Annotated in this window: 17 protein-coding genes; 13 read left to right on the top strand and 4 right to left on the bottom strand. The window is 65.1% G+C overall.

All coding sequences use genetic code 11. The features are described 5' to 3' along the window. Positions 1 to 6: 6 nt before the first annotated feature. Positions 7 to 846: a DNA-binding transcriptional regulator gene (locus tag OKW45_RS11530; protein ID WP_184011659.1), complete on the bottom strand. Its 840-nt coding sequence runs from the start codon at positions 844 to 846 to the stop codon at positions 7 to 9. Positions 847 to 1066: 220 nt separating this feature from the next. Here OKW45_RS11530 and OKW45_RS11525 point away from each other — a divergent pair, with 220 nt between their 5' ends. The 9 genes from OKW45_RS11525 to OKW45_RS11485 all read left to right on the top strand — a co-directional run bounded on the left by OKW45_RS11525 (position 1067) and on the right by OKW45_RS11485 (position 12521). Continuing rightward, entirely contained in the window at positions 1067 to 2929 is a 1863-nt protein-coding gene (locus tag OKW45_RS11525; RefSeq protein WP_429468131.1) for a bifunctional 3-(3-hydroxy-phenyl)propionate/3-hydroxycinnamic acid hydroxylase, read from the top strand. Between the two features lies 1 nt (position 2930). Continuing rightward, complete coding sequence (locus OKW45_RS11520) at positions 2931 to 3881, top strand: 3-carboxyethylcatechol 2,3-dioxygenase (RefSeq protein ID WP_429468128.1); 951 nt, start codon at positions 2931 to 2933, stop codon at positions 3879 to 3881. An 18-nt stretch (positions 3882 to 3899) separates the two neighbouring features. Beyond that, entirely contained in the window at positions 3900 to 4709 is an 810-nt protein-coding gene (locus tag OKW45_RS11515) for a 2-keto-4-pentenoate hydratase (protein ID WP_429468125.1), read from the top strand. A 35-nt stretch (positions 4710 to 4744) separates the two neighbouring features. Then, positions 4745 to 5695, top strand: a complete 951-nt coding sequence (locus OKW45_RS11510) for an acetaldehyde dehydrogenase (acetylating) (RefSeq protein ID WP_429468122.1) — start codon at positions 4745 to 4747, stop codon at positions 5693 to 5695. A gap of 13 nt (positions 5696 to 5708) precedes the next feature. After that, on the top strand, positions 5709 to 6740 hold the full coding sequence (gene dmpG / locus OKW45_RS11505) for a 4-hydroxy-2-oxovalerate aldolase (RefSeq protein ID WP_187610570.1): 1032 nt from the start codon (positions 5709 to 5711) through the stop codon (positions 6738 to 6740). Positions 6741 to 6841: 101 nt separating this feature from the next. Continuing rightward, positions 6842 to 8104: a 3-(3-hydroxy-phenyl)propionate transporter MhpT gene (mhpT, locus tag OKW45_RS11500; RefSeq protein WP_429468118.1), complete on the top strand. Its 1263-nt coding sequence runs from the start codon at positions 6842 to 6844 to the stop codon at positions 8102 to 8104. Positions 8105 to 8185: 81 nt separating this feature from the next. Beyond that, on the top strand, positions 8186 to 9070 hold the full coding sequence (locus OKW45_RS11495) for an alpha/beta fold hydrolase (RefSeq protein WP_429468115.1): 885 nt from the start codon (positions 8186 to 8188) through the stop codon (positions 9068 to 9070). After that, a complete protein-coding gene (locus OKW45_RS11490; RefSeq protein ID WP_429469418.1) occupies positions 9018 to 9893 on the top strand; it encodes an MFS transporter in 876 nt (291 codons plus the stop codon). Before OKW45_RS11495 ends, OKW45_RS11490 begins: the two co-directional genes overlap by 53 nt. A 399-nt stretch (positions 9894 to 10292) precedes the next feature. Continuing rightward, complete coding sequence (locus OKW45_RS11485) at positions 10293 to 12521, top strand: NADP-dependent isocitrate dehydrogenase (protein ID WP_429468112.1); 2229 nt, start codon at positions 10293 to 10295, stop codon at positions 12519 to 12521. 190 nt (positions 12522 to 12711) lie between these two features. On the opposite strand, the gene OKW45_RS11480 is transcribed toward OKW45_RS11485, so the two are convergent. Together OKW45_RS11480 and OKW45_RS11475 are read right to left on the bottom strand one after the other, a co-directional pair. Then, complete coding sequence (locus OKW45_RS11480; RefSeq protein WP_013092475.1) at positions 12712 to 12939, bottom strand: hypothetical protein; 228 nt, start codon at positions 12937 to 12939, stop codon at positions 12712 to 12714. A 360-nt stretch (positions 12940 to 13299) separates the two neighbouring features. Next, positions 13300 to 14196 carry a LysR family transcriptional regulator gene (locus OKW45_RS11475; RefSeq protein ID WP_429468109.1) on the bottom strand — a complete coding sequence of 299 codons (897 nt, stop codon included), beginning with the start codon at positions 14194 to 14196 and terminating at the stop codon, positions 13300 to 13302. A gap of 98 nt (positions 14197 to 14294) precedes the next feature. Here OKW45_RS11475 and OKW45_RS11470 point away from each other — a divergent pair, with 98 nt between their 5' ends. From OKW45_RS11470 to OKW45_RS11460, 3 genes are read left to right on the top strand one after another with little or no spacing between them, the layout of a single operon-like run. Beyond that, positions 14295 to 15599 carry a CitMHS family transporter gene (locus tag OKW45_RS11470; RefSeq protein WP_018423678.1) on the top strand — a complete coding sequence of 435 codons (1305 nt, stop codon included), beginning with the start codon at positions 14295 to 14297 and terminating at the stop codon, positions 15597 to 15599. Between the two features lie 25 nt (positions 15600 to 15624). Further along, complete coding sequence (locus OKW45_RS11465) at positions 15625 to 16983, top strand: acyclic terpene utilization AtuA family protein (RefSeq protein ID WP_429468107.1); 1359 nt, start codon at positions 15625 to 15627, stop codon at positions 16981 to 16983. A gap of 1 nt (position 16984) precedes the next feature. Beyond that, entirely contained in the window at positions 16985 to 17290 is a 306-nt protein-coding gene (locus tag OKW45_RS11460) for an AtuA-related protein (protein ID WP_018423676.1), read from the top strand. Positions 17291 to 17345: 55 nt separating this feature from the next. On the opposite strand, the gene OKW45_RS11455 is transcribed toward OKW45_RS11460, so the two are convergent. Next, the gene (locus tag OKW45_RS11455) at positions 17346 to 18056 is read right to left on the bottom strand and encodes a FadR/GntR family transcriptional regulator (RefSeq protein WP_026226387.1); all 711 of its coding nucleotides are present in this window, start codon (positions 18054 to 18056) and stop codon (positions 17346 to 17348) included. A 416-nt stretch (positions 18057 to 18472) separates the two neighbouring features. On the opposite strand from OKW45_RS11455, the gene OKW45_RS11450 reads away from it, so the two are divergent. After that, positions 18473 to 19804 carry an MFS transporter gene (locus OKW45_RS11450; protein ID WP_429468105.1) on the top strand — a complete coding sequence of 444 codons (1332 nt, stop codon included), beginning with the start codon at positions 18473 to 18475 and terminating at the stop codon, positions 19802 to 19804. The last annotated feature ends 97 nt before the right edge of the window (positions 19805 to 19901 follow it).

Raw genomic sequence — 19901 nt, 5'->3', positions numbered from 1 at the left:
TGCCACTCACGACTTCCGCTCGCGTCCCGCACGCGTCTTGTCCGCTCCGCTCCTCGCGCGGGTCTGCGCCGCGAGTTCCTCGACCATTTCCCGCGCGGCCGTCTGCAACTCGGGCACATAGCGCCGCTTCGCTTCCGCGAGCGACACCGCGCGCGACAGAAACACCACGTTCAAGCTCGCGAGCACGCGTTCCTCGAACACGATCGCGACGGCAACCGCGCCGATCTTCCCCTGGTCCGCCCAGTCGCCGTGATTCGAGCCGAACCCATCCGCGCGCACGCGTCGCACGAGGCTGCGGATCAACGCGTCGTTCGACGCGAGCGCCTTCTGCTCCTCGCCGCCGGCGCCCGCGCGCAGCAGATCGAGAATGTCCTCGCGCTCCTCGTCGGGGCACATCGCGAAGTACGCGCGACCCGCCGCGGTCAGCAGGATCGGCAAACGGCGGCCGACCATCGCGCGATGAAACGACAACGGACTGAAGCGGTGCGTGGTCTCACGGACGATCATCGCGTCGCCGTCGGGCGTGGTCAGATCGGACGGCCACGCGACGCGTTGCAGCAGACGCCCCATCACCGGCGGCGCGATCGTCGCGATGCGTTCGTCGTCGGTGAAGCCTTCGCTCAGCGCGCGCACCTTCAGCGTGAGCCGGAAGCTGTCGTCCGACGCGCTGCGCCGCACGAAGCCTTCCTCCATCAACGTTTCGAGCAGCCGCCGCGCGGTGGTGCGATGCAGGCCGGTCAGTTCGCTGATCTGCTGGCTCGTCGCGCGGCCGCTGTCCATCGAGTTGAGCGCCTGCAGCACCTGCAAGCCGCGCGACAGACCTCGCACATTCGTGTATTTGGTCACTTGAAACCTCAATCAAATCATCTATGTGCATTCTATGCACAATTTCCAGATTTTGTTGAGCGGGCAGGTGGCCGGTCCTAGACTGCCAACAAATCAACGATTTCATGGAGACGCAAGCTGTTGCCCGCAGGCGATTTTTCGCCATGGCGACAGCCGGTTCCCGCCGCCGCGCTCCGTGAATATCTCGGCCCGGTCACTCTGGTCGACATACGGAGACAACATGCCCCAAACGCTCGACCCGGTGGCCGCGCAAGGTCACAGTGGACCCGTCACCACCGACGTCGCGATCATCGGCGCCGGCCCGGTCGGTTTGATGATCGCCAACTATCTCGGCCTGCAGGGCGTGCGCGTCGTGCTGATCGAAAGGCTCGACAAGATCATCGACTATCCGCGCGCGATCGGCCTCGATGATGAAGCGCTGCGCGTGTTTCAGTCCGTCGGTCTCGCCGATGCATTGCTGCCGCACACGACCCCCGATCACTGGATGCGCTTCGTCACGAGCAACGGTCACTGCTTCGCATCGATCGAGCCGCGCACCGACGAATTCGGCTGGTCACGCCGCAACGCGTTCATTCAGCCGCTGGCCGATCGCGTGTTGTACGAGGGCCTGCAACGCTTCCCGCACGTCGAGGTGCGGTTCGGCCACACGGTCAACTCGTTCACGCAGGACGGCAGCGGCGTCACGATCGAAGCGCAACACGCGCAGAGCGGCCGCCGTACGATCCGCGCGTCGTACATGGTCGGTGCGGACGGCGGCAACAGCTTCGTGCGCCGCACCCTCGACGTGCCGTTCGAGGGCCGCACGAAACCGAATCAGTGGATCGTCGTCGACGTGCGCAACGACCCGATCGGCTCGCCGCACGTGTACATGCATTGCGATCCGCGGCGCCCGTACGTGTCGGCCGCGCTGCCGCACGGGATTCGCCGCTTCGAATTCATGGTGATGCCCGGCGAGACCGAGGAAGAGCTGTCGAAGCCGGAGAACATGGCCGCGCTGATCCGCAAGGTCGTCGCCGAGCCGGAGAAGGTCGACTACATCCGCAAGCGCGTCTATACGCACAACGCGCGGCTCGCGAGCAGCTTCCGCGTGAACCGCGTGCTGCTCGCCGGCGACGCCGCGCACATCATGCCGGTGTGGCAGGGCCAGGGCTACAACAGCGGTATTCGCGACGCGAGCAACCTCGGCTGGAAACTCGCGATGGTGGTCAAGGGCGTCGCCGGCGATGCGCTGCTCGATAGCTACACCGCCGAGCGCCGCTCGCATGCGCGCTCGATGATCCACCTCTCTGAGGTCGCGGGCGACATCTTCGCGCCGACGAGCCGCTTCGGCATCAAGTTTCGCGACGCGTTCGTGCGTACGTTCAACTTGTTCCCGGCGGTCAAGCGCTACTTCGTCGAAATGCGTTTCAAGCCGATGCCACGTTATGAAAGCGGCGTCGTATTGCTGGCGCGCACGCCGCGCAAGCATGGCTGGCTCGCGCGCGTGCTCGAACGCTCGGGGCATTCGGCGCCGGGCCGCCTGCTCGGTCTGATGAGCGAGAAGCGCGAGTCGCGGCTCGGCCGTCTCGTGTATGGACGCGACCCGCATTGTCATTCGCCGGTCGGCCGCATGTTCATTCAACCGCGCGTGCGCACGGTGAGCGGCGAGGTCGTGCGACTCGACGATGTGCTCGGCAACCGCTTCGCGATCGTCGGCTGGGGCGCGGAGCCGACCTTCGGTTTGTCGGAGCAGGCGCGTGCGATCTGGCAGCGGCTCGGCGGCTGCTTCGTGGTCGCGAAGCCGGACACGCAGCTGTCTTTCCATGACGACGTGCCAGAAGACGTCATCGCGATCGGCGATGTGAATACGCGGCTGAAGGACTGGTTCACGCGAGTGCCGGAATCCGTCGTGCTGTTGCGTCCCGATCGTTTCGTCGCGGGCATGGGCTCGCCGCAGCAGGTGTCGCAACTCGTCGTCGAACTCGCGCGGCAGCTGCATCTCGACGTGGCGGGGTGGGCTGACGTGGCCGGTTATGGCGACGAAGCAGCGTTCGCGCCCGATGCCGTCGCCACTTTCGCCACCGCTGCAATCGCCGGAGCCTGATATGCCGATGCTGCTCGAATGCCTATCGCACACGCCGTTGCACGGCTATTACGATCCCGCGCCCGAAGTCGTCGCGGAAGTCGAGCGCGTGCATGCGGCAGCGCGTGCGCGCGTCGTCGAGTTCGATCCCGAACTGGTCGTCGTGTTCGCGCCCGATCATTACAACGGTTTCTTCTATGACGTGATGCCGCCGTTTTGCATCGGCGCATCGGCGAGCGCGATCGGCGACTTCAAGAGCCTCGCCGGTCCGCTGGATGTGCCCGCCGATACCGCGTTCGACCTTGCCGAAGCGGTGCTCGCGAGCGACGTTGACGTCGCCGTCTCGTACCGCATGCAGGTCGATCACGGTTGCGCGCAAGCGCTGGAGATTCTGACGGGCGGCCTCGATCGCTATCCGGTCGTGCCGGTATTCATCAATTCGGTGGCCGCGCCGATGGCTTCATGCCGCCGCGCGCGTCTGCTCGGCGATGCGTTGGGTCGAGCGCTCGCACGCTCGAAGCAACGCGTGCTCGTGATCGGCTCGGGCGGCATCTCGCACGAGCCGCCGGTGCCGGAACTCGCGGGCGCGAGCGAGGAAGTCGCCGAGCGTCTGATCGCGGGCCGCAATCCGTCGGCCGAATCACGCGCGGCGCGTGAGGCGCGCACGATCGCGGCGGCGCGCGCGTTCGCCGCGGGCGACAGCCGTCTGCATCCGCTCAATCCGGAATGGGATCGCGCGTTCCTGAAGCTGCTCGAAGAAGGCGAACTCACCGCGCTCGACGGTTTCACCAACCGCGCGATCACGCGCGAGGCCGGCAAGTCCGCGCACGAAATCCGGACGTGGATCGCCGCGTTCGGCGCACTGAACGCGAGCGGCCCGTATCGCGCGTCGCTCGATTACTACCGTCCGATCCCCGAATGGATCGCGGGCTTTGGCGCGATGCATGCGCGACCCGTGACGGCCCACGTCTAACCGAATCAGGAACCCGTTATGACCATTCAAAGCAATGCAGACGCGCTCGCCCTGCGCCTGCGCGAATCGGAACGTACGCGCGCGACCATCGCGCCGTTGCGCGACGACCCGCGTTTCGTCGAACTGTCGAACCCGGCCGACGCCGAGGAGCTCGCCTACGCGGTGCAGCAGGCCAACGTGGCCGCGCGCATCGCGGCGGGCGAGCGCGTCGTCGGCCGCAAGATCGGACTCACGTCGCCGGCGGTGCAGCGTCAACTCGGTGTCGACCAGCCTGACTTCGGCGCGCTGTTCGCATCGATGGCGTATGGCGACGGCCAGCCGATTCCGGTGGACGAGCTGATCCAGCCGAAGGTCGAAGCGGAGATCGCGCTCGTGCTCGAACACGATCTGCTGCACGAGCGCCACACGTACGCCGATCTGATGCGCGCAACCGCGTATGCGGTCGCGGCGATCGAAGTGGTGGACAGCCGCATCGAAGGCTGGAACATCCGTTTCGTCGATACGGTCGCGGACAACGCGTCGAGCGCGCGCTTCGTGCTCGGCAGCCGGCCGGTCCTGCTGCGCGATATCGATCTCGCGGCCTGCGCGATGACGCTATCGAAGGATGCGGAAGTCCTGTCGCGCGGCAATGGCGCCGCATGTCTCGGCAATCCGCTGAATGCCGCCGCCTGGCTCGCGGATCGCATGGTCCGGCTCGGCACGCCGCTGCGTGCCGGCGACGTGCTGATGACGGGCGCTTTGGGCCCGATGGTCGCCGTCAAGGAGCCGGGCACCTACTGCGCGCAGATCGAAGGTCTCGGCAGCGTCCGCGCGACTTTTTCCGCATAAAGCAAGCACTCGCAAGCATTCGATAGGGAACTCATATGGCAAGCGAAAAACTCAAGGCCGCGATCATCGGCTCGGGCAATATCGGCACCGATCTGATGATCAAGATCCTGCGTCACGGCAAGCATCTCGAAGTCGCGGCGATGGTCGGCATCGATCCGAACTCCGACGGCCTCGCGCGCGCCGCGCGGCTTGGCGTCGCGACCACGCATGAAGGTGTCGAAGGTCTGACGCGTCTGCCCGTGTTCAACGACATCGACTTCGTGTTCGACGCGACCTCGGCGGGCGCACACGTGAAGAACGATGCGCTGTTGCGAAAGCTGAAGCCCTCGATTCGCGTGATCGATCTGACGCCAGCGGCGATCGGCCCGTACTGCGTGCCGGTGGTGAATCTCCACGCGCATCTCGACGCGCCGAACGTGAACATGGTCACGTGCGGCGGACAGGCGACCATTCCGATGGTCGCGGCCGTGTCGCGCGTCGCGAAGGTGCATTACGCGGAGATCGTCGCGTCGATCAGCAGCAAGTCAGCGGGCCCAGGCACGCGCGCGAACATCGACGAGTTCACCGAGACGACTTCGAAGGCGATCGAAGTGGTCGGCGGCGCCGCGAAGGGCAAGGCGATCATCGTGCTCAACCCGGCCGAGCCGCCGGTGATGATGCGCGACACGGTCTATACGCTGTCGGAGCTGGCCGACCTCGACAAGGTCGAGCAGTCGATCGAGCAGATGGCCGCCGCGGTGCAGGCGTACGTGCCCGGCTATCGCCTGAAGCAGAAGGTGCAGTTCGACGAAATCAGCGCGAGCGCGCCGCTGAACATTCCGGGCCTCGGTAGCTTCAGTGGTCTGAAGACGTCGATCTTCATCGAGGTGGAAGGCGCCGCGCACTATCTGCCCGCCTACGCGGGCAATCTCGACATCATGACTTCGGCCGCGCTCGCGACCGCGGAGCGCATGGCGCAGGCGCTCGTGCAGGCATCAGAGGCTTAAGGAGACTTCCCGCATGGACAAGAAACTGTATATCTCAGACGTGACGCTGCGCGACGGCAGCCACGCCATTCGTCACCAGTACTCGATCCAGAACGTGCAGGACATCGCACGCGCATTGGACCGCGCGAAGGTGGACAGCATCGAAGTTGCCCACGGCGATGGCCTGCAAGGTTCGAGCTTCAACTACGGCTTCGGCGCGCACAGCGACCTCGAATGGATCGAAGCGGTGGCTGACGTGGTCGAGCACGCTCAGATCGCGACCCTGCTGCTGCCTGGCATCGGCACGATCCACGATCTGAAGGCCGCCTACAACGCGGGCGCGCGCGTGGTGCGCGTCGCCACGCATTGCACGGAAGCGGACATCTCGAAACAACACATCGAATACGCGCGCGAACTCGGCATGGACACCGTCGGCTTCCTGATGATGAGCCACATGACTACGCCGGAGAACCTCGCCATCGAAGCGAAGAAGATGGAGAGCTACGGTGCGACCTGTATCTATGTGGTCGACTCGGGCGGCGCGCTGACGATGAACGACGTGCGCGACCGCTTCCGCGCGGTGAAGGCGGTGCTGAAACCCGAAACGCAAACGGGCATGCACGCGCACCACAACCTATCGCTAGGCGTGGCCAACTCGATGGTCGCGGTCGAAGAGGGCTGCGACCGTATCGATGCATCGCTCGCGGGCATGGGCGCCGGCGCGGGCAATGCACCGCTCGAGGTGTTCATCGCGGCGGCCGAGCGGATGGGCTGGAATCATGGCACCGATCTCTACACGCTGATGGACGCCGCCGACGACATCGTGCGTCCGCTGCAGGACCGGCCGGTGCGCGTCGATCGTGAAACGCTCGCGCTCGGCTATGCGGGGGTGTATTCGAGCTTCCTGCGTCATTCGGAAGTGGCCGCGAAGAAATACGGCCTGAAGACCGTGGACATTCTGGTCGAGCTGGGCAAGCGGCGCATGGTGGGCGGCCAGGAAGACATGATCGTCGACGTCGCACTGGATCTGAAGCGCGCGCACGCAACCGACGCAGTGGCTTCATGACCCGGACGCTGCGCGACGGCGCCGCATGCCGCGCGCGCAGCGTTCATTTCATCCAGCAAGGTCGCCGCAAGAGCGACGCTGACTCAACATTGGAGACTTTTATGCGGCAGTCAACGCAAACAACGCAAACAACACAGTCGACGAAACCTCTTGCCGGCGGCGCGCTGACGATCGGGCTCTGCCTGATCGTCGCGCTGCTCGAAGGCGTGGACCTGCAATCGACCGGCCTCGCGGCACCGCGCATGGCGCGCGAATTTCATCTCGCGGTCGCGCAGATGGGCTGGGCGTTCAGCATCGGCGCGTTCGGGCTGCTGCCAGGAGCCGCGATCGGCGGACGTCTCGCCGACCGGCTCGGGCGCAAGCGCGTGCTGATGTGGTCGGTCGCGCTATTCGGCATCTTCTCGCTCGCGACCGCGCAGGTGTGGGACCTGAACAGCCTGCTCGCCGCGCGCTTTCTGACCGGCCTCGGTCTTGGCGCAGCGATGCCGAATCTGATCGCGCTGTGCTCGGAAGCGGCGCCGCCACATCAGCGCAACACCGCGGTCGGCGCCATGTATTGCGGCATGCCGTTCGGCGCGGCGCTCGCGGCGGTGGTCGGCATCATCAGTCCGGGCGACGCGGGCTGGCGGCATATCTTCTACGTCGGCGGCTTCGGGCCGTTGCTGGTACTGCCGCTGCTTGCACTGTTCCTGCGCGAGTCGGCGCAGTTCGTCGTGGCGCGTGCAACCAGCGGCGCCCGTCGCGATGCATCCGCTAGCGTGACGCACGCGCTGTGGCAGGAAGGACGCGCGGGCACGACGATCGCGTTGTGGATCAGCTATCTGGGCACGCTGATCGTGCTGTATTTCCTGATCAACTGGCTGCCGTCGCTCGTCTTGACGCGCGGTCTGACGCGCGTGCAGTCCAGTGTCGTACAGATGATGTTCAACATCGGCGGCGGCATCGGCGCGATCGTGATTGCCGGCATGATGGACCGGATGGGCCGGCGCCGCACGGTCGCGGGCATGTATGTGGGCATCGTCGTTGCGCTCGGGGCGTTGCTGAGCGCGAATGGCGGCACGTCGATGGCGTGGGGCGGTCTGCTGGCGGGGCTGTTCCTGGTCGGCGGGCAGTCGGTGTTGTATGCGCTGGCAAGCAGCCTGTACCCGACCGAAGTGCGTGGCACCGGCGTCGGCGCTGCGGTGGCGGTAGGCCGTCTCGGCTCGATCCTCGGACCGTTGATCGCCGGGCAGCTGCTCGCGATCGGTCAGGGTGCGAGCGTGCTGCTCGGCGCGAGCATTCCGTTGATCGCGCTCGCCGCGATTGGCGCGTGGCTCGTCGTGAATCGCTCGACACTTCGTTATGCCGCGGCGGCCGCGCAATAGCTTTGCAGCCCGAAATACCGCGCGGGTCCGCCGTCGACGGCGACTCGCGGTCACTTAATCCGTGAAACAAAGGAATTCGACATGAGCAATACCAACACGCAAGTAGCGGCGATCACCGAGGAAGCGACCAGCCGATTCGTCCGCATCACCGAAGACGGCCGCGAAATGCAGCTCCACTACAACGATGTGGGGCAGGGTGCGAAAACGGTCGTGATGCTGCACGGCTCGGGACCGGGCGCGACCGGCTGGGCCAACTTCAATCGCAACGTCGAGCCGCTCGTCGCGGCGGGCTATCGCGTGATCCTGATGGACTGCCTCGGGTGGGGCAAGAGCGACCCGATCATCTGCAAGGGCTCGCGCTCGGAGCTGAATGCGCGCTGCCTGAAGGCGCTGCTCGATGCGCTCGATATCGAACGCGTGCATATCATCGGCAACTCGATGGGCGGGCATAGCGCGGTCGCATTCGCGCTCGCCGAGCCGCAACGCGTCGGCAAGCTCGTGCTGATGGGCGGCGGCACCGGCGGCCCGAGCCAGTTCGTGCCGATGCCGACCGAAGGCATCAAGCTGCTGCAAGGGCTGTACCGCAACCCGACCATCGAGAACCTGCAGCGCATGATGAGCGTCTTCGTGTTCGACACGAAGGCGTTGACCGAAGACCTGATGCAGGCGCGCCTCGCGAACATGCTGGCGCGCCGCGATCATCTCGAGAACTTCGTCGCGAGCCTCGCCGCGAATCCGAAGCAGTTCAACGACTACGGGCCGCGCCTTGGCGAAGTAACCGCGTCGACGCTCGTGATCTGGGGCCGCGACGATCGTTTCGTGCCGATGGACATCGGCCTGCGCCTCGTGGCCGGGATGCCGAACGCCGATCTGCATGTGTTCGGCCGCTGCGGGCATTGGGCGCAGTGGGAGCATGCGGACAAGTTCAACCGGATGGTGGTGGAGTTTTTCGGACGCGGGCAATAAGCAGGGTTGTCGTTGTGGGCGACTGGTGCGTCGTTGCGGCGGCGGGCTGGGGCTCGCGTGGGCCGTGCTGTGGTTGCTGCTTTATCGGCATCTGGACCGTCATCCGGCGCTGTCGTGCGAGGAGGCGGACTATATCGGCGCGACGCAGGAATCCGGTTTGCGCGCCGCGAAACACTCCGGGCCGAGGGTGTTCGACATCCTGAAGCAGCGCGATTTCTGGGGCATCGCGCTGCCGCGTTTCTGCGCCGATCCGGTGTGGGGCACGCTGGTCTACTGGATGCCGCTCTACCTGTACCAGGCGCGCGGCTTCGATCTGAAGGCGATCGCGCTCACCGCGTGGCTGCCGTTCGTCGCGGCCGATCTCGGCTGCAGGGTCGGCGGTCCGCTGTCGGCGTGGTTGAAGCGCCGCTTCGACGTGCCGATCGTCAACGGCAAGCGCATCGCGTGCACGATGGCCGCGTTCCTGATGATCGGCATGGCCGGCGTCGGCTTCGTCCACGATCCGGCGATGGCGGTGTTCCTGCTGTGCCTCGGCGGCTTCGCGCATCAGACGCTGTCGATCACCGTGACCTCGATGTCGGCCGGCCTGTTCCCGCGCCGCGAAGTCGGCACGGTGACGGGACTCGCCGCGCTCGTCGCGGGGCTCGGCAATTTCGCGTTCACGATGACGATGGGCTGGTTCGTGAACCGCGTCGGCTATACGCCGTTTTTCGTCGCGCTCGGCTTTGGCGATCTGATCGGCGCGAGCCTGCTATGGACGCCCGTGCGCCGCCCGTCGACGACGCCGGCGCGGGGCGTTGTGACGCGCGAAGCGCGGGCGTGAGGAGCCGGCGGCGGAAGCGCATCTTCGAGGCGCCCAATCGTCGGCAAGTGGAGGGCAGCAGTCACGGCTCCATGGCGCCATTTGAGACTCGTCAATGCGACCAATTCGCATTTGTCCAAAAATAATATGCGACAGGTCATCTATAAGATATCTGTCTTAAGACCGGGGTAATCGGCCGCAAACCCTTGCCAGTCATGGATCGACCCGTTTGGGTACGGTCTCGCGACCTGTTTGTCTGGTCACATTTAGTGGAAAACGCGCATATACTCTCGGTCGTATCGCAAAACGAAGGTCGCGGGGTTGCGTCGTGGCGAACTGACGCCGTCGCCGTCGCGCCACGATTTGCGCTGGCTTCGACTGCCAACGCTCTGTCTATCACTTCCTAGCAAAGCATTAATCATGTCCACACCGCCGAAGATCATCTACACCCTGACCGACGAAGCGCCCGCACTGGCGACGTACTCGCTGCTGCCGATCGTCAAGGCGTTCACGCGCTCGTCCAACGTGCTCGTCGAAACGCGCGACATCTCGCTCGCCGGCCGGATCATTGCCGCATTTCCGGACTACCTGAGCGCGGAGCAGAAGGCTTCCGACGATCTGGCGGAGCTCGGTGGACTCACCACGCGCCCGGAAGCGAACATCATCAAGCTGCCGAACATCAGCGCGTCGGTGCCGCAGTTGAAGGCCGCGATCGCCGAGCTGCGCGACCAGGGCTATAAGCTGCCGTCGTACCCGGACGTCGCGACGACCGACGCCGAGAAGGACGTCAAGGCCCGCTACGACAAGATCAAGGGCAGCGCGGTGAACCCGGTGCTGCGCGAGGGCAATTCGGACCGCCGCGCGCCGTTGTCGGTGAAGAACTATGCGCGCAAGCATCCGCACAAGATGGGCGCATGGAGCGCGGACTCGAAGTCGCACGTCTCGCACATGAGCGATGGCGATTTCTACGGCAGCGAGAAGTCGGCGCTGGTCGCGCAGGCCGGTAGCGTGAAGATCGAACTGGCCGCCGCCGACGGCACGACCACGGTCCTGAAGGCGAAGACGCCGGTGCAGGCAGGCGAAATCATCGACGCGTCGGTGCTGGGCAAGAACGCGCTGCGCAGCTTCATCGAAGCGCAGATCGCCGACGCGAAGGCGAACGGCGTGCTGTTCTCGGTGCACCTGAAGGCCACGATGATGAAGGTCTCGGACCCGATCATCTTCGGTCACGTGGTGTCGGTGTTCTACAAGGACGTGCTCGCGAAGCATGCGGAAGCACTGGCCAAGGTCGGCTTCAACCCGAACAACGGTATCGGCGACCTGTACGCGCGTCTGAAGGATCTGCCGGCTGAAACGGCCGCGGCGATTGAAGCCGACATCAAGGCGCAGTACGAACAGCGTCCGCCGCTCGCGATGGTCAACTCAGACAAGGGCATCACGAGCCTGCACGTGCCGAGCGACGTGATCGTCGACGCATCGATGCCGGCGATGATCCGCGAGTCGGGCAAGATGTGGGGCGCCGATGGCGCGCTGTACGACGCGAAGGCGGTGATTCCGGACCGTTGCTACGCCGGTGTGTACCAGGCGGTGATCGAAGACTGCAAAAAGCACGGTGCGTTCGACCCGGTCACGATGGGCACGGTGCCGAACGTCGGCCTGATGGCGCAAGCCGCCGAAGAATACGGTTCACACGACAAGACGTTCCAGATCCCGGCGAACGGCGTGGTCCGCGTGACCGACGAAGCCGGCGCGGTGCTGCTCGAGCAGCCGGTGGAACAGGGCGACATCTTCCGTATGTGCCAGACCAAGGACGCGCCGATCCGCGACTGGGTCAAGCTCGCGGTGAACCGCGCCCGCGCTTCCAACACGCCGGCCGTGTTCTGGCTCGACGCGGCGCGCGCGCACGATGCGCAGATCATCAAGAAGGTCGAGCAGTACCTGAAGGATCACGACACCGACGGTCTCGACATCCGCGTGATGACGCCGGTCGAAGCGACGAAGTTCTCGGTCGAGCGCATCCGCGCCGGCAAGGACACGATCTCGGTCACCGGCAACGTGCTGCGCGACTACCTGACCGACCTGTTCCCGATCATGGAACTGGGCACCAGCGCGAAGATGCTGTCGATCGTTCCGCTGATGGCCGGTGGCGGCATGTTCGAAACCGGCGCGGGCGGTTCGGCGCCGAAGCACGTGCAGCAGCTTGTCGAGGAAGGCTTCCTGCGCTGGGATTCGCTCGGCGAATTCCTCGCGCTGGCGGCATCGCTTGAGCATCTGAGCACCGCGTATCACAACCCGAAGGCGCAGATTCTTGCGAAGACGCTCGATCAGGCGACCGGCAAGTTCCTCGACAACGACAAGTCGCCGGCGCGCAAGGTCGGCGGTATCGACAATCGCGGCAGCCACTTCTACCTCGCGATGTACTGGGCCGAAGCACTGGCCGCGCAAACCGACGATGCCGCGCTGCAGGCGCAGTTCGCGGGCGTCGCGAAGGCGATGGCCGACAACGAGGCGAAGATCGTCGCGGAACTCGGCGCGGCGCAGGGCAAGCAGGTGGATATCGGCGGCTACTACCGTCCGAACGTCGAGCTGACTAGCAAGGCGATGCGCCCGAGCGCGACGCTGAACGCAATCGTCGATTCGGTGGCTTGAGCTCGCGCGGGCGACTGATGCGGTAAGCGCCGCGGCCCCGCACCTGCGCTGGCCCCGAAAGCCGCGCGGTAAGCACGCAGCGCAACCGAGGACAAAGCCGCAAGCAGGACCGCAAATACGACAATGGCGCCTTCGGGCGCCATTGTCGTTTCTACTGTCACTGCTACGTCGCCGTCGGTCATACCCGTCCTTATACGTGAACGATTTCCCAATCGGCGAGCTTCTCCGGAATCTCGAGCGTCGACGTGTCGAGCTCCGACAGATGCTCGCAGCTCAGACCGCGCGCGAGGTCGTCGGCCGCCTGCTGCGGGCTCGAGAATTCTCCGAGCGTTTCGTTGCCGTAGGTGGCTTCCCAGCCGTCCTGACCCGGCAGAATGTAGAACGCTCCCTGCGTCGAACCAAAGCGAAAGCCTTTCATTTTTAGTCTCCCAGTTGCCAATAAAAAAAGCCGCGATTCGTGACGGCTTCTTCGCAATCTGTGGGATTTGGGTGGCCGTGTCGTGAGGCCCCTCGAATCCGACTGCGTGAAGCGCGTGCTCTTGTAAAAGAGTGTACGTCAGCGAATCGGCGGGCAATTGGGCGTCGAACTGGTCTTTATCTTAAAAATATTGGCTTAAAAACAAAGGCTTGTGCGATTCGTTTTGCGATGTGCAACGCTGCCGGGCATCGTGAAATGGCCGCTTTGTGCCACGCGCCATGTTTTTTTACGACGCGCGGCATCGTTTCGTATCGTGAAAATTAGGGCTGCGCGCGACCCGCAAAAGGACGCTGTGCGGCCCTATGACGCGTCGAGCCGTTCGATCAGCATCGCGACGAAGGTCTCGGTCACCGGCGGCAAGGTTCGGCTGCGCTTTTTGATCAGCGCGATGCGCCGCGTGAACGCGGCTTCGTCGATCGGTCGCGCGACTAGCTCGGGCTCCGCGCGCACCTCGCGCGCCGACGCCGGCAGGATCGTGATGCCGAGCCCGGCGCGCGCCATCGCGACCGCGCTCATCATGTAGGTCGGTTCGCAGGCGATGCGCGGCTCACAATGCGCGTCGGCGAACGCGCTGTCGACGACCGCTCGCACGCTCGTGCCCTGCGCGGTCAGCACGAGCGGCTCGTTGGCGAGATCGGCGAGCGTGACGGGCCGGCGCCGCCGCGCGAGCGCGTGCTGCTTCGGCAGCACGGCGACGAGCCGGTCGATGCCCGCATGCAGCACCTCGAGCCCGCTGTCGTTCAATTCGCCGCCAGTCAGTCCGATATCGGCTTCCTCGTTGCGCACCAATGTGTTGACCATGCTCGCGACGACATCGCGCACCTCGAAGCCCACGCGCGGCACGGCTTTTCTAAGCGCCTGCACGAGCTCGGGCAGCACGCTCGCCGCGAAGGTCGGCAGACACGCGATGCGCACCGTGCCGCTCGCGCCTTCGCCGAGCGCGCGCGCATCGAGCAGCACGTGCTCCATGTCGTGCAGCGATTTCTGCAGCACGGGCAGCAGCTCGCGGCCGGTCGGCGTCAGGGCGACGTTGCGGCTGTTGCGATCGAACAGGCGCAGGCCGACCGTTTCCTCGAGCCGGCGAATCTGCACCGTCAACGCCGGTTGCGACAGATGCAGCCGCGCGGCCGCACGCGTGAAGCTGCCCGTTTGCGCAACCGCGATAAACGCGCGGATGTCCCGGAGATTCAGATCCATGATGATTTGTGATTGCTGCAATCAATTCATTTCAATTGCTTTATTGCTGCCCCGAACTTACGCTCGATCACACTAAAAAACAACCTGGAGACAAGCTCATGCTGCCATTGCTGGGGCTGGCTACCATCGTCGTGCTGCTCGGCGCGATCCTGTCCAAACGCATGTCGCCGCTCGTCGCGCTGATCATCGTGCCGCTCGCGGCATCGCTGCTCGGCGGCTTCGGCTTGCAGACCAGCAAGTTCGTCGTCGATGGCCTCAAGAGCCTGGCGCCCGTCGTCTGCATGTTCGTATTCGCGATCCTGTACTTCGGCACGATCACCGACGCCGGTACGCTCGACCCGATCATCGAGCGCATCCTGCGCGCGGTCGGCACACGGCCCACGCGCATCGTGATGGGCACCACGCTGCTCGCGCTGCTCATCCACCTCGACGGCTCCGGCGCCGTCTGCTTCCTCGTCACCATTCCGGCGATGCTGCCGCTCTACGACCGCCTGAAGATGGACCGGCGCGTGCTCGCCGCGGCGGTATCGATGGCGGCCGGCATCAATTTCCTGCCATGGACGGGGCCGATGATTCGCGCGTCCGCGTCGCTGCATCTGCCGATCTCGGCGCTGTTCAATCCGCTTATTCCGGTGCAGGCGATCGGCCTCGTATTTGTGTTTTCGATGGCGTACTGGCTCGGGCGGCGCGAGGAAAAGCGCCTCGGTATCAACGCTGCGAGCGGTTCGGTGCCGATGCCCCAACGCGAACTGACGCCGGAACAACAGGCGCTGCGCCGCCCGCAAAACTTCTGGTTCAACATCGTGCTGACGCTCGTCGTGCTCGGCACGATGGTCGTGATGGGCGAGAAGATTCCGCCTGCGATCATGTTCATGGTGGGCCTGTGCATCGCATTGATGGTCAACTATCCGAATGTGGACATGCAGCGCAAACGGATCGACGCGCATGCGCGCGCCGCGCTGATGATGGCCGGCATCCTGCTCGCGGCCGGCGTGTTCACCGGCGTGATGCAGGGCAGCGGCATGCTGAAGGCGATGGCGCAGGCGGCCGTCGGCTTCGTGCCGCCGGCGATGGCGAGTCATATTCCGATCGTGCTCGGCCTGCTGTCGATGCCGCTCAGCATGCTGTTCGATCCCGATTCGTTTTATTTCGGTGTACTGCCGGTGATCGCGGAAGTGGCGGGCCAGCTCGGCGTGCCGGCGGTGCACGTCGGTCAGGCCGCGTTGCTTGGACAGATGACCACCGGTTTTCCGGTCAGTCCGCTCACGCCCGCGACGTTCCTCGTGGTCGGGCTGTGCGGTATCGATCTGGCCGATCATCAAAGATTCACGTTTCCCCTGCTGTTCGGCGCGTCGGTCGTGATGACGATCGCGTGCGTCGTGCTCGGGATCTTTCCACTGTGAGCTTCGCTGAACGAACGGGAGCACCATGACAGCCACTGAACCTCGACGCGTCGTGCGCATCGGCGCGGGCGCGGGCTATTCGGGCGACCGCATCGAACCCGCGCTTGAACTCGCGGAACACGGCCAGCTCGACTATCTCGTGTGCGAATGCCTCGCCGAACGCACGATCGCGATCGCGCAGCAGGCGCGCAGCAAGGACCCGGAGCTCGGCTACGACCCGCTGCTCGAAGCGCGCATGCGCGCGGTGCTGCCCGTCGCGGCGCGCAACGGCGTGCGTATCGTGTCGAACATGGGCGCGGCCAATCCGCTCGCGGCAGCGCGCCGGACCGCGCAGATCGCGCGCGAGTTGGGTCTCGGCGGCCTGAGGATTGCCGCAGTCACCGGCGACGACGTGCTCGACGTCGTGCGCGCGGGCGACTTCCATTTCGTCGAATCGGGCGAGGCGGTGGCCGCGTACGCGGACCGGCTGATATCGGCCAATGCGTACCTCGGCGCGAGCGGCATCGTCGCGGCGCTCGCGGCCGGCGCGCAGATCGTGCTGACCGGGCGCGTCGCCGATCCGTCGCTGTTCGTCGCGCCGCTGATCCACGAATTCGGCTGGCGCATGGACGACTGGCCGATGCTCGGCCAGGCGACGGTAATCGGCCATCTGCTCGAATGCGCGGGGCAGATCACCGGCGGCTATTTCGCGGACCCCGGTTTCAAGGACGTGCCGAATCTCGCGCGGCTCGGCTTTCCGATCGCCGAAGTTGCGCGGGACGGTTCAGTGGTGATCACGAAGCTCGCGCAAAGTGGCGGGCTCGTGACCGAGGCGACCTGCAAGGAGCAGTTGCTCTACGAGATCCACGATCCGCGTCGTTATCTGCAGCCCGACGTGGTCGCCGATTTCTCGCAGGTGCGCGTCGAGCAGGAAGCCGTGGACCGTGTGCGCGTCACCGGCGGTGGCGGCACGGAGCGCACCGCGACGCTGAAAGTGTCGGTTGCGTATTTCGACGGCTATATCGGCGAGGGGCAGATTTCGTACGGCGGACCCGGCGCGCTCGCGCGGGCGCGGCTCGCGCTCGATATCGTGCGCGAGCGTCTCGCGCTGACCGGCGTGCAGACGCGCGAGTTGCGCTTCGATCTGATCGGCGTGAACGCACTGCATGGTGACGCGGTGGCGGCCGGTCATGGCGAGCCGTACGAAGTGCGCGCCCGGGTGGCGGGACGCACCGCGTCGCTCGCGCAGGCGCTGCGCATCGGCAACGAGGTCGAGACGCTGTACACGAACGGACCGGCGGGCGGCGGCGGCGTGACGAAGGCGGCGCGCGAGGTGGTCGCGGTGCAATCGGTGCTGCTGCCGCGCGAGCATGCGGCGCCGGCTTTCTCGCTGATGGAGGCTTGAGATGAAACTACGAGAACTGGCCCATTCGCGCACCGGCGACAAGGGCAATACGCTCAATATCTCGGTGATCTGCTACGACGCGCTGCATTACGAGCGGTTGCGCGATGTCCTGACGCCCGAGCGCGTCAAGACGCATCTGCGCGATGTAGTGCGCGGCGATGTGGTGCGCCATGAGTTGCCGGGCATTGCCGCATTCAACTTCGTGCTCGGCGACGCGCTCGGCGGCGGCGTTACGCGTTCGCTCGCGCTCGATGCGCATGGCAAATCGCTGAGCTCGGCGTTAATGGATCTCGACGTGGGCCAGTGAAGGCATTGCCGGCGGCGTGTCGTATTGCGGAGCGGCCGCTCAGCCCCGCATGTGATCACACGCCAGCCTTCGTCAGGTCATGCGCGCGGCGCAGTCGCTCGCGGCTGTTGCTCAGATGCATGCGCATCGCGGCGCGCGCGTCGTCGGCATCCTGACGCTCGATCGCGCGATAGATCATCAGATGCTCGCCGAGCACGCTGCGCAACACCTCGATATGGTCTAGCTCCGCGATCTCGGCCGAACCGAGCCGGGTGCGCGGGCTGACCGAGCGGCCGAGCTGGCTCAGCACGTCGAAGAAATAGCGGTTGCCGCTCGCGCGCGCGATCTGCAGATGGAACTCGATGTCGTGTGCGAGTGTGTCGGTGCTGCCGCGCTCGAGTTCCGACTCGAAGCGATCGAGCGCAGTGCGGATCTGCTTCAGGTTCTGCTCGGTGCGCCGCGATGCCGCGAGCGCGGCCGCGGCCGCTTCGACGTCGATCCGGAACTCGATGATCGCCATCACGTCGAGCATGCTGGTGAGATCGGCGGCGGGAAGCTGCATCGGTTTTTCGGCGGCGGGCGCGAGCACGAACGTGCCAATGCCGTGGCGCGTTTCGACGATCCTCGCTGCCTGCAGACGCGAAATCGCCTCGCGGACCACGGAGCGGCTCACGGACAGCTGCTTCATCATCGCGACTTCGGTGGGGATGCGGTCGCCTGGCCTCAGCGCCCCGCGGCGAATCTCATCGGAAAGGGTGGCCACCACCTTTTCAGTTAGGCTGCTCATTTTTGTGGCTGGTTGACTGATCCTGCAAAGTATCGCACAGGACTGTACTCGTTTCTGCCGCGTTCGGCGGCATCGGCGCGGGCTATTTTTCGCGTGCGGATGCGCGGTGGGGCGGGGACGAGGCGGACATTTGCGCAGACGCATGGGCTGCTCACGACAGTCTGCCAGTTAGAGACATCAGACGTCCTAGTTTGCGACGAATACCGGTTGGTCAACAGGGCTCTGAACCTTTGAATCTGCCGCTGCTTCGAGGTGAGTGGTCTGAAACTACAGGGTAAACCCCCCATTGGATTTGACAAAAGTAACGCGGTAGACTGTCGTCAGACAACATATTCAAGCGTAGGGCAGGGTCTTGCACCCACCGGGTGCGCCGCGCTGCGTTCCATCAGGCCTCGTGGCCGATAGGGAGACACAACTTGACATCAGTTCTGACCACCGCGCTCGACCCGCTGGAATCGGCGGTCGCGAAGGTGAAGCGCAACGTGTTGCCGCTTTTCCTGATCATGTTCATCGCGAACTATATCGACCGCGTCAACATCGGCTTCGTCAACGCGCATATGAAGGCCGATCTCGGCATCGGCGCGGCCGCCTACGGGCTCGGCAGCGGGCTGTTCTTCATCGGCTATGCGCTGTTCGAAGTGCCGTCGAACGTGCTGATGCAGAAGTTCGGCGCGCGCGCCTGGCTCACGCGCATCATGGGCACGTGGGGGCTGGTGGCGGGCGCGATGGCGTTCGTCTGGAACGACACGTCGTTTTACGTGCTGCGGTTCCTGCTCGGCGTCGCCGAGGCGGGCTTCTTTCCCGGCGTCGTCTTTTACTTCACGCAGTGGCTGCCGCAAAAGGAACGCGGCAAGGCGATGGCGATCTTTCTGTCGGGCTCGGCGCTCGCGTCGGTACTGTCCGGTCCGATCACCGGCTCGCTGCTGTCGATTCGCGGCCTCGGCCTGCAAGGCTGGCAGTGGATGTTTCTGATCGAAGGCGCGTTCTCGATCGCGCTGTGCGTCGTCAGCTGGTTGCTGTTGAAGTCGCACATCCGCGACGCGCACTGGCTCACGGCCGAAGAACAGCGTGTGCTCGAACAATCGATCGCGGCCGAACAGGCCGAGCGCGAAGCGCAAGGCGGCGCGCGTCTGCCGACGGTGAAGCTGCTGAAGGACCCGCAAATCGCGCTGTTCTGCTTCCTGTACTTCGCGATCCAGCTGACCATCTACGCGGCCACTTTCTGGCTGCCGACTATCATCCGCAAGATGGGCGGCCTTTCCGACTTCGAGGTCGGCATGTTCAACGCGATTCCGTGGCTGATCTCGATGGTCGCGATGTACGGCTTCGCGGTCTTATCGGCGAAATGGCGTCATCAGCAGGGCTGGCTCGCGGTCGCGCTCGTCATAGCGGCGGTCGGTCTGTTCGCGTCGACGTCGGGCAACCCGGTGTTCTCGTTCGTCGCGATCTGCTTCTCGGCGATCGGCTTCAAGGCGGCGTCGTCGTTGTTCTGGCCGATTCCGCAGGGCTACCTCGATGCGCGCGTCGCCGCCGGTGTGCTCGCGCTGATCAATTCGCTCGGCAACCTCGGCGGCTTCTTCGCGCCGGCCACCTTCGGCTATCTGCAGCAGCATACGGGCTCGATCGCGGGCGGGCTGTACGGTCTCGGCGTCGCGTCGCTGCTCGCGGCGGCGGCCGGCTTCCTGACGCGCAAGAAGCCCGGCAATCGCGAGCCCTTGCCCGATTCGTTGCACGGCAACGCGCATTGATTACGCTGACGGCTCGCATGCGGCCGTCGATTTTTCTGTATTCGAGTTCTCATCCGGTCCGGTCGAACACGCATGCGGCGCGCGGCGGCTTCCGCCG

The organism is Paraburkholderia lebeckiae (genome assembly GCF_050436225.1).
GTDB classification, from domain to species: domain Bacteria; phylum Pseudomonadota; class Gammaproteobacteria; order Burkholderiales; family Burkholderiaceae; genus Paraburkholderia; species Paraburkholderia tuberum.
This window is presented reverse-complemented; position numbering and strand designations above follow the sequence as displayed.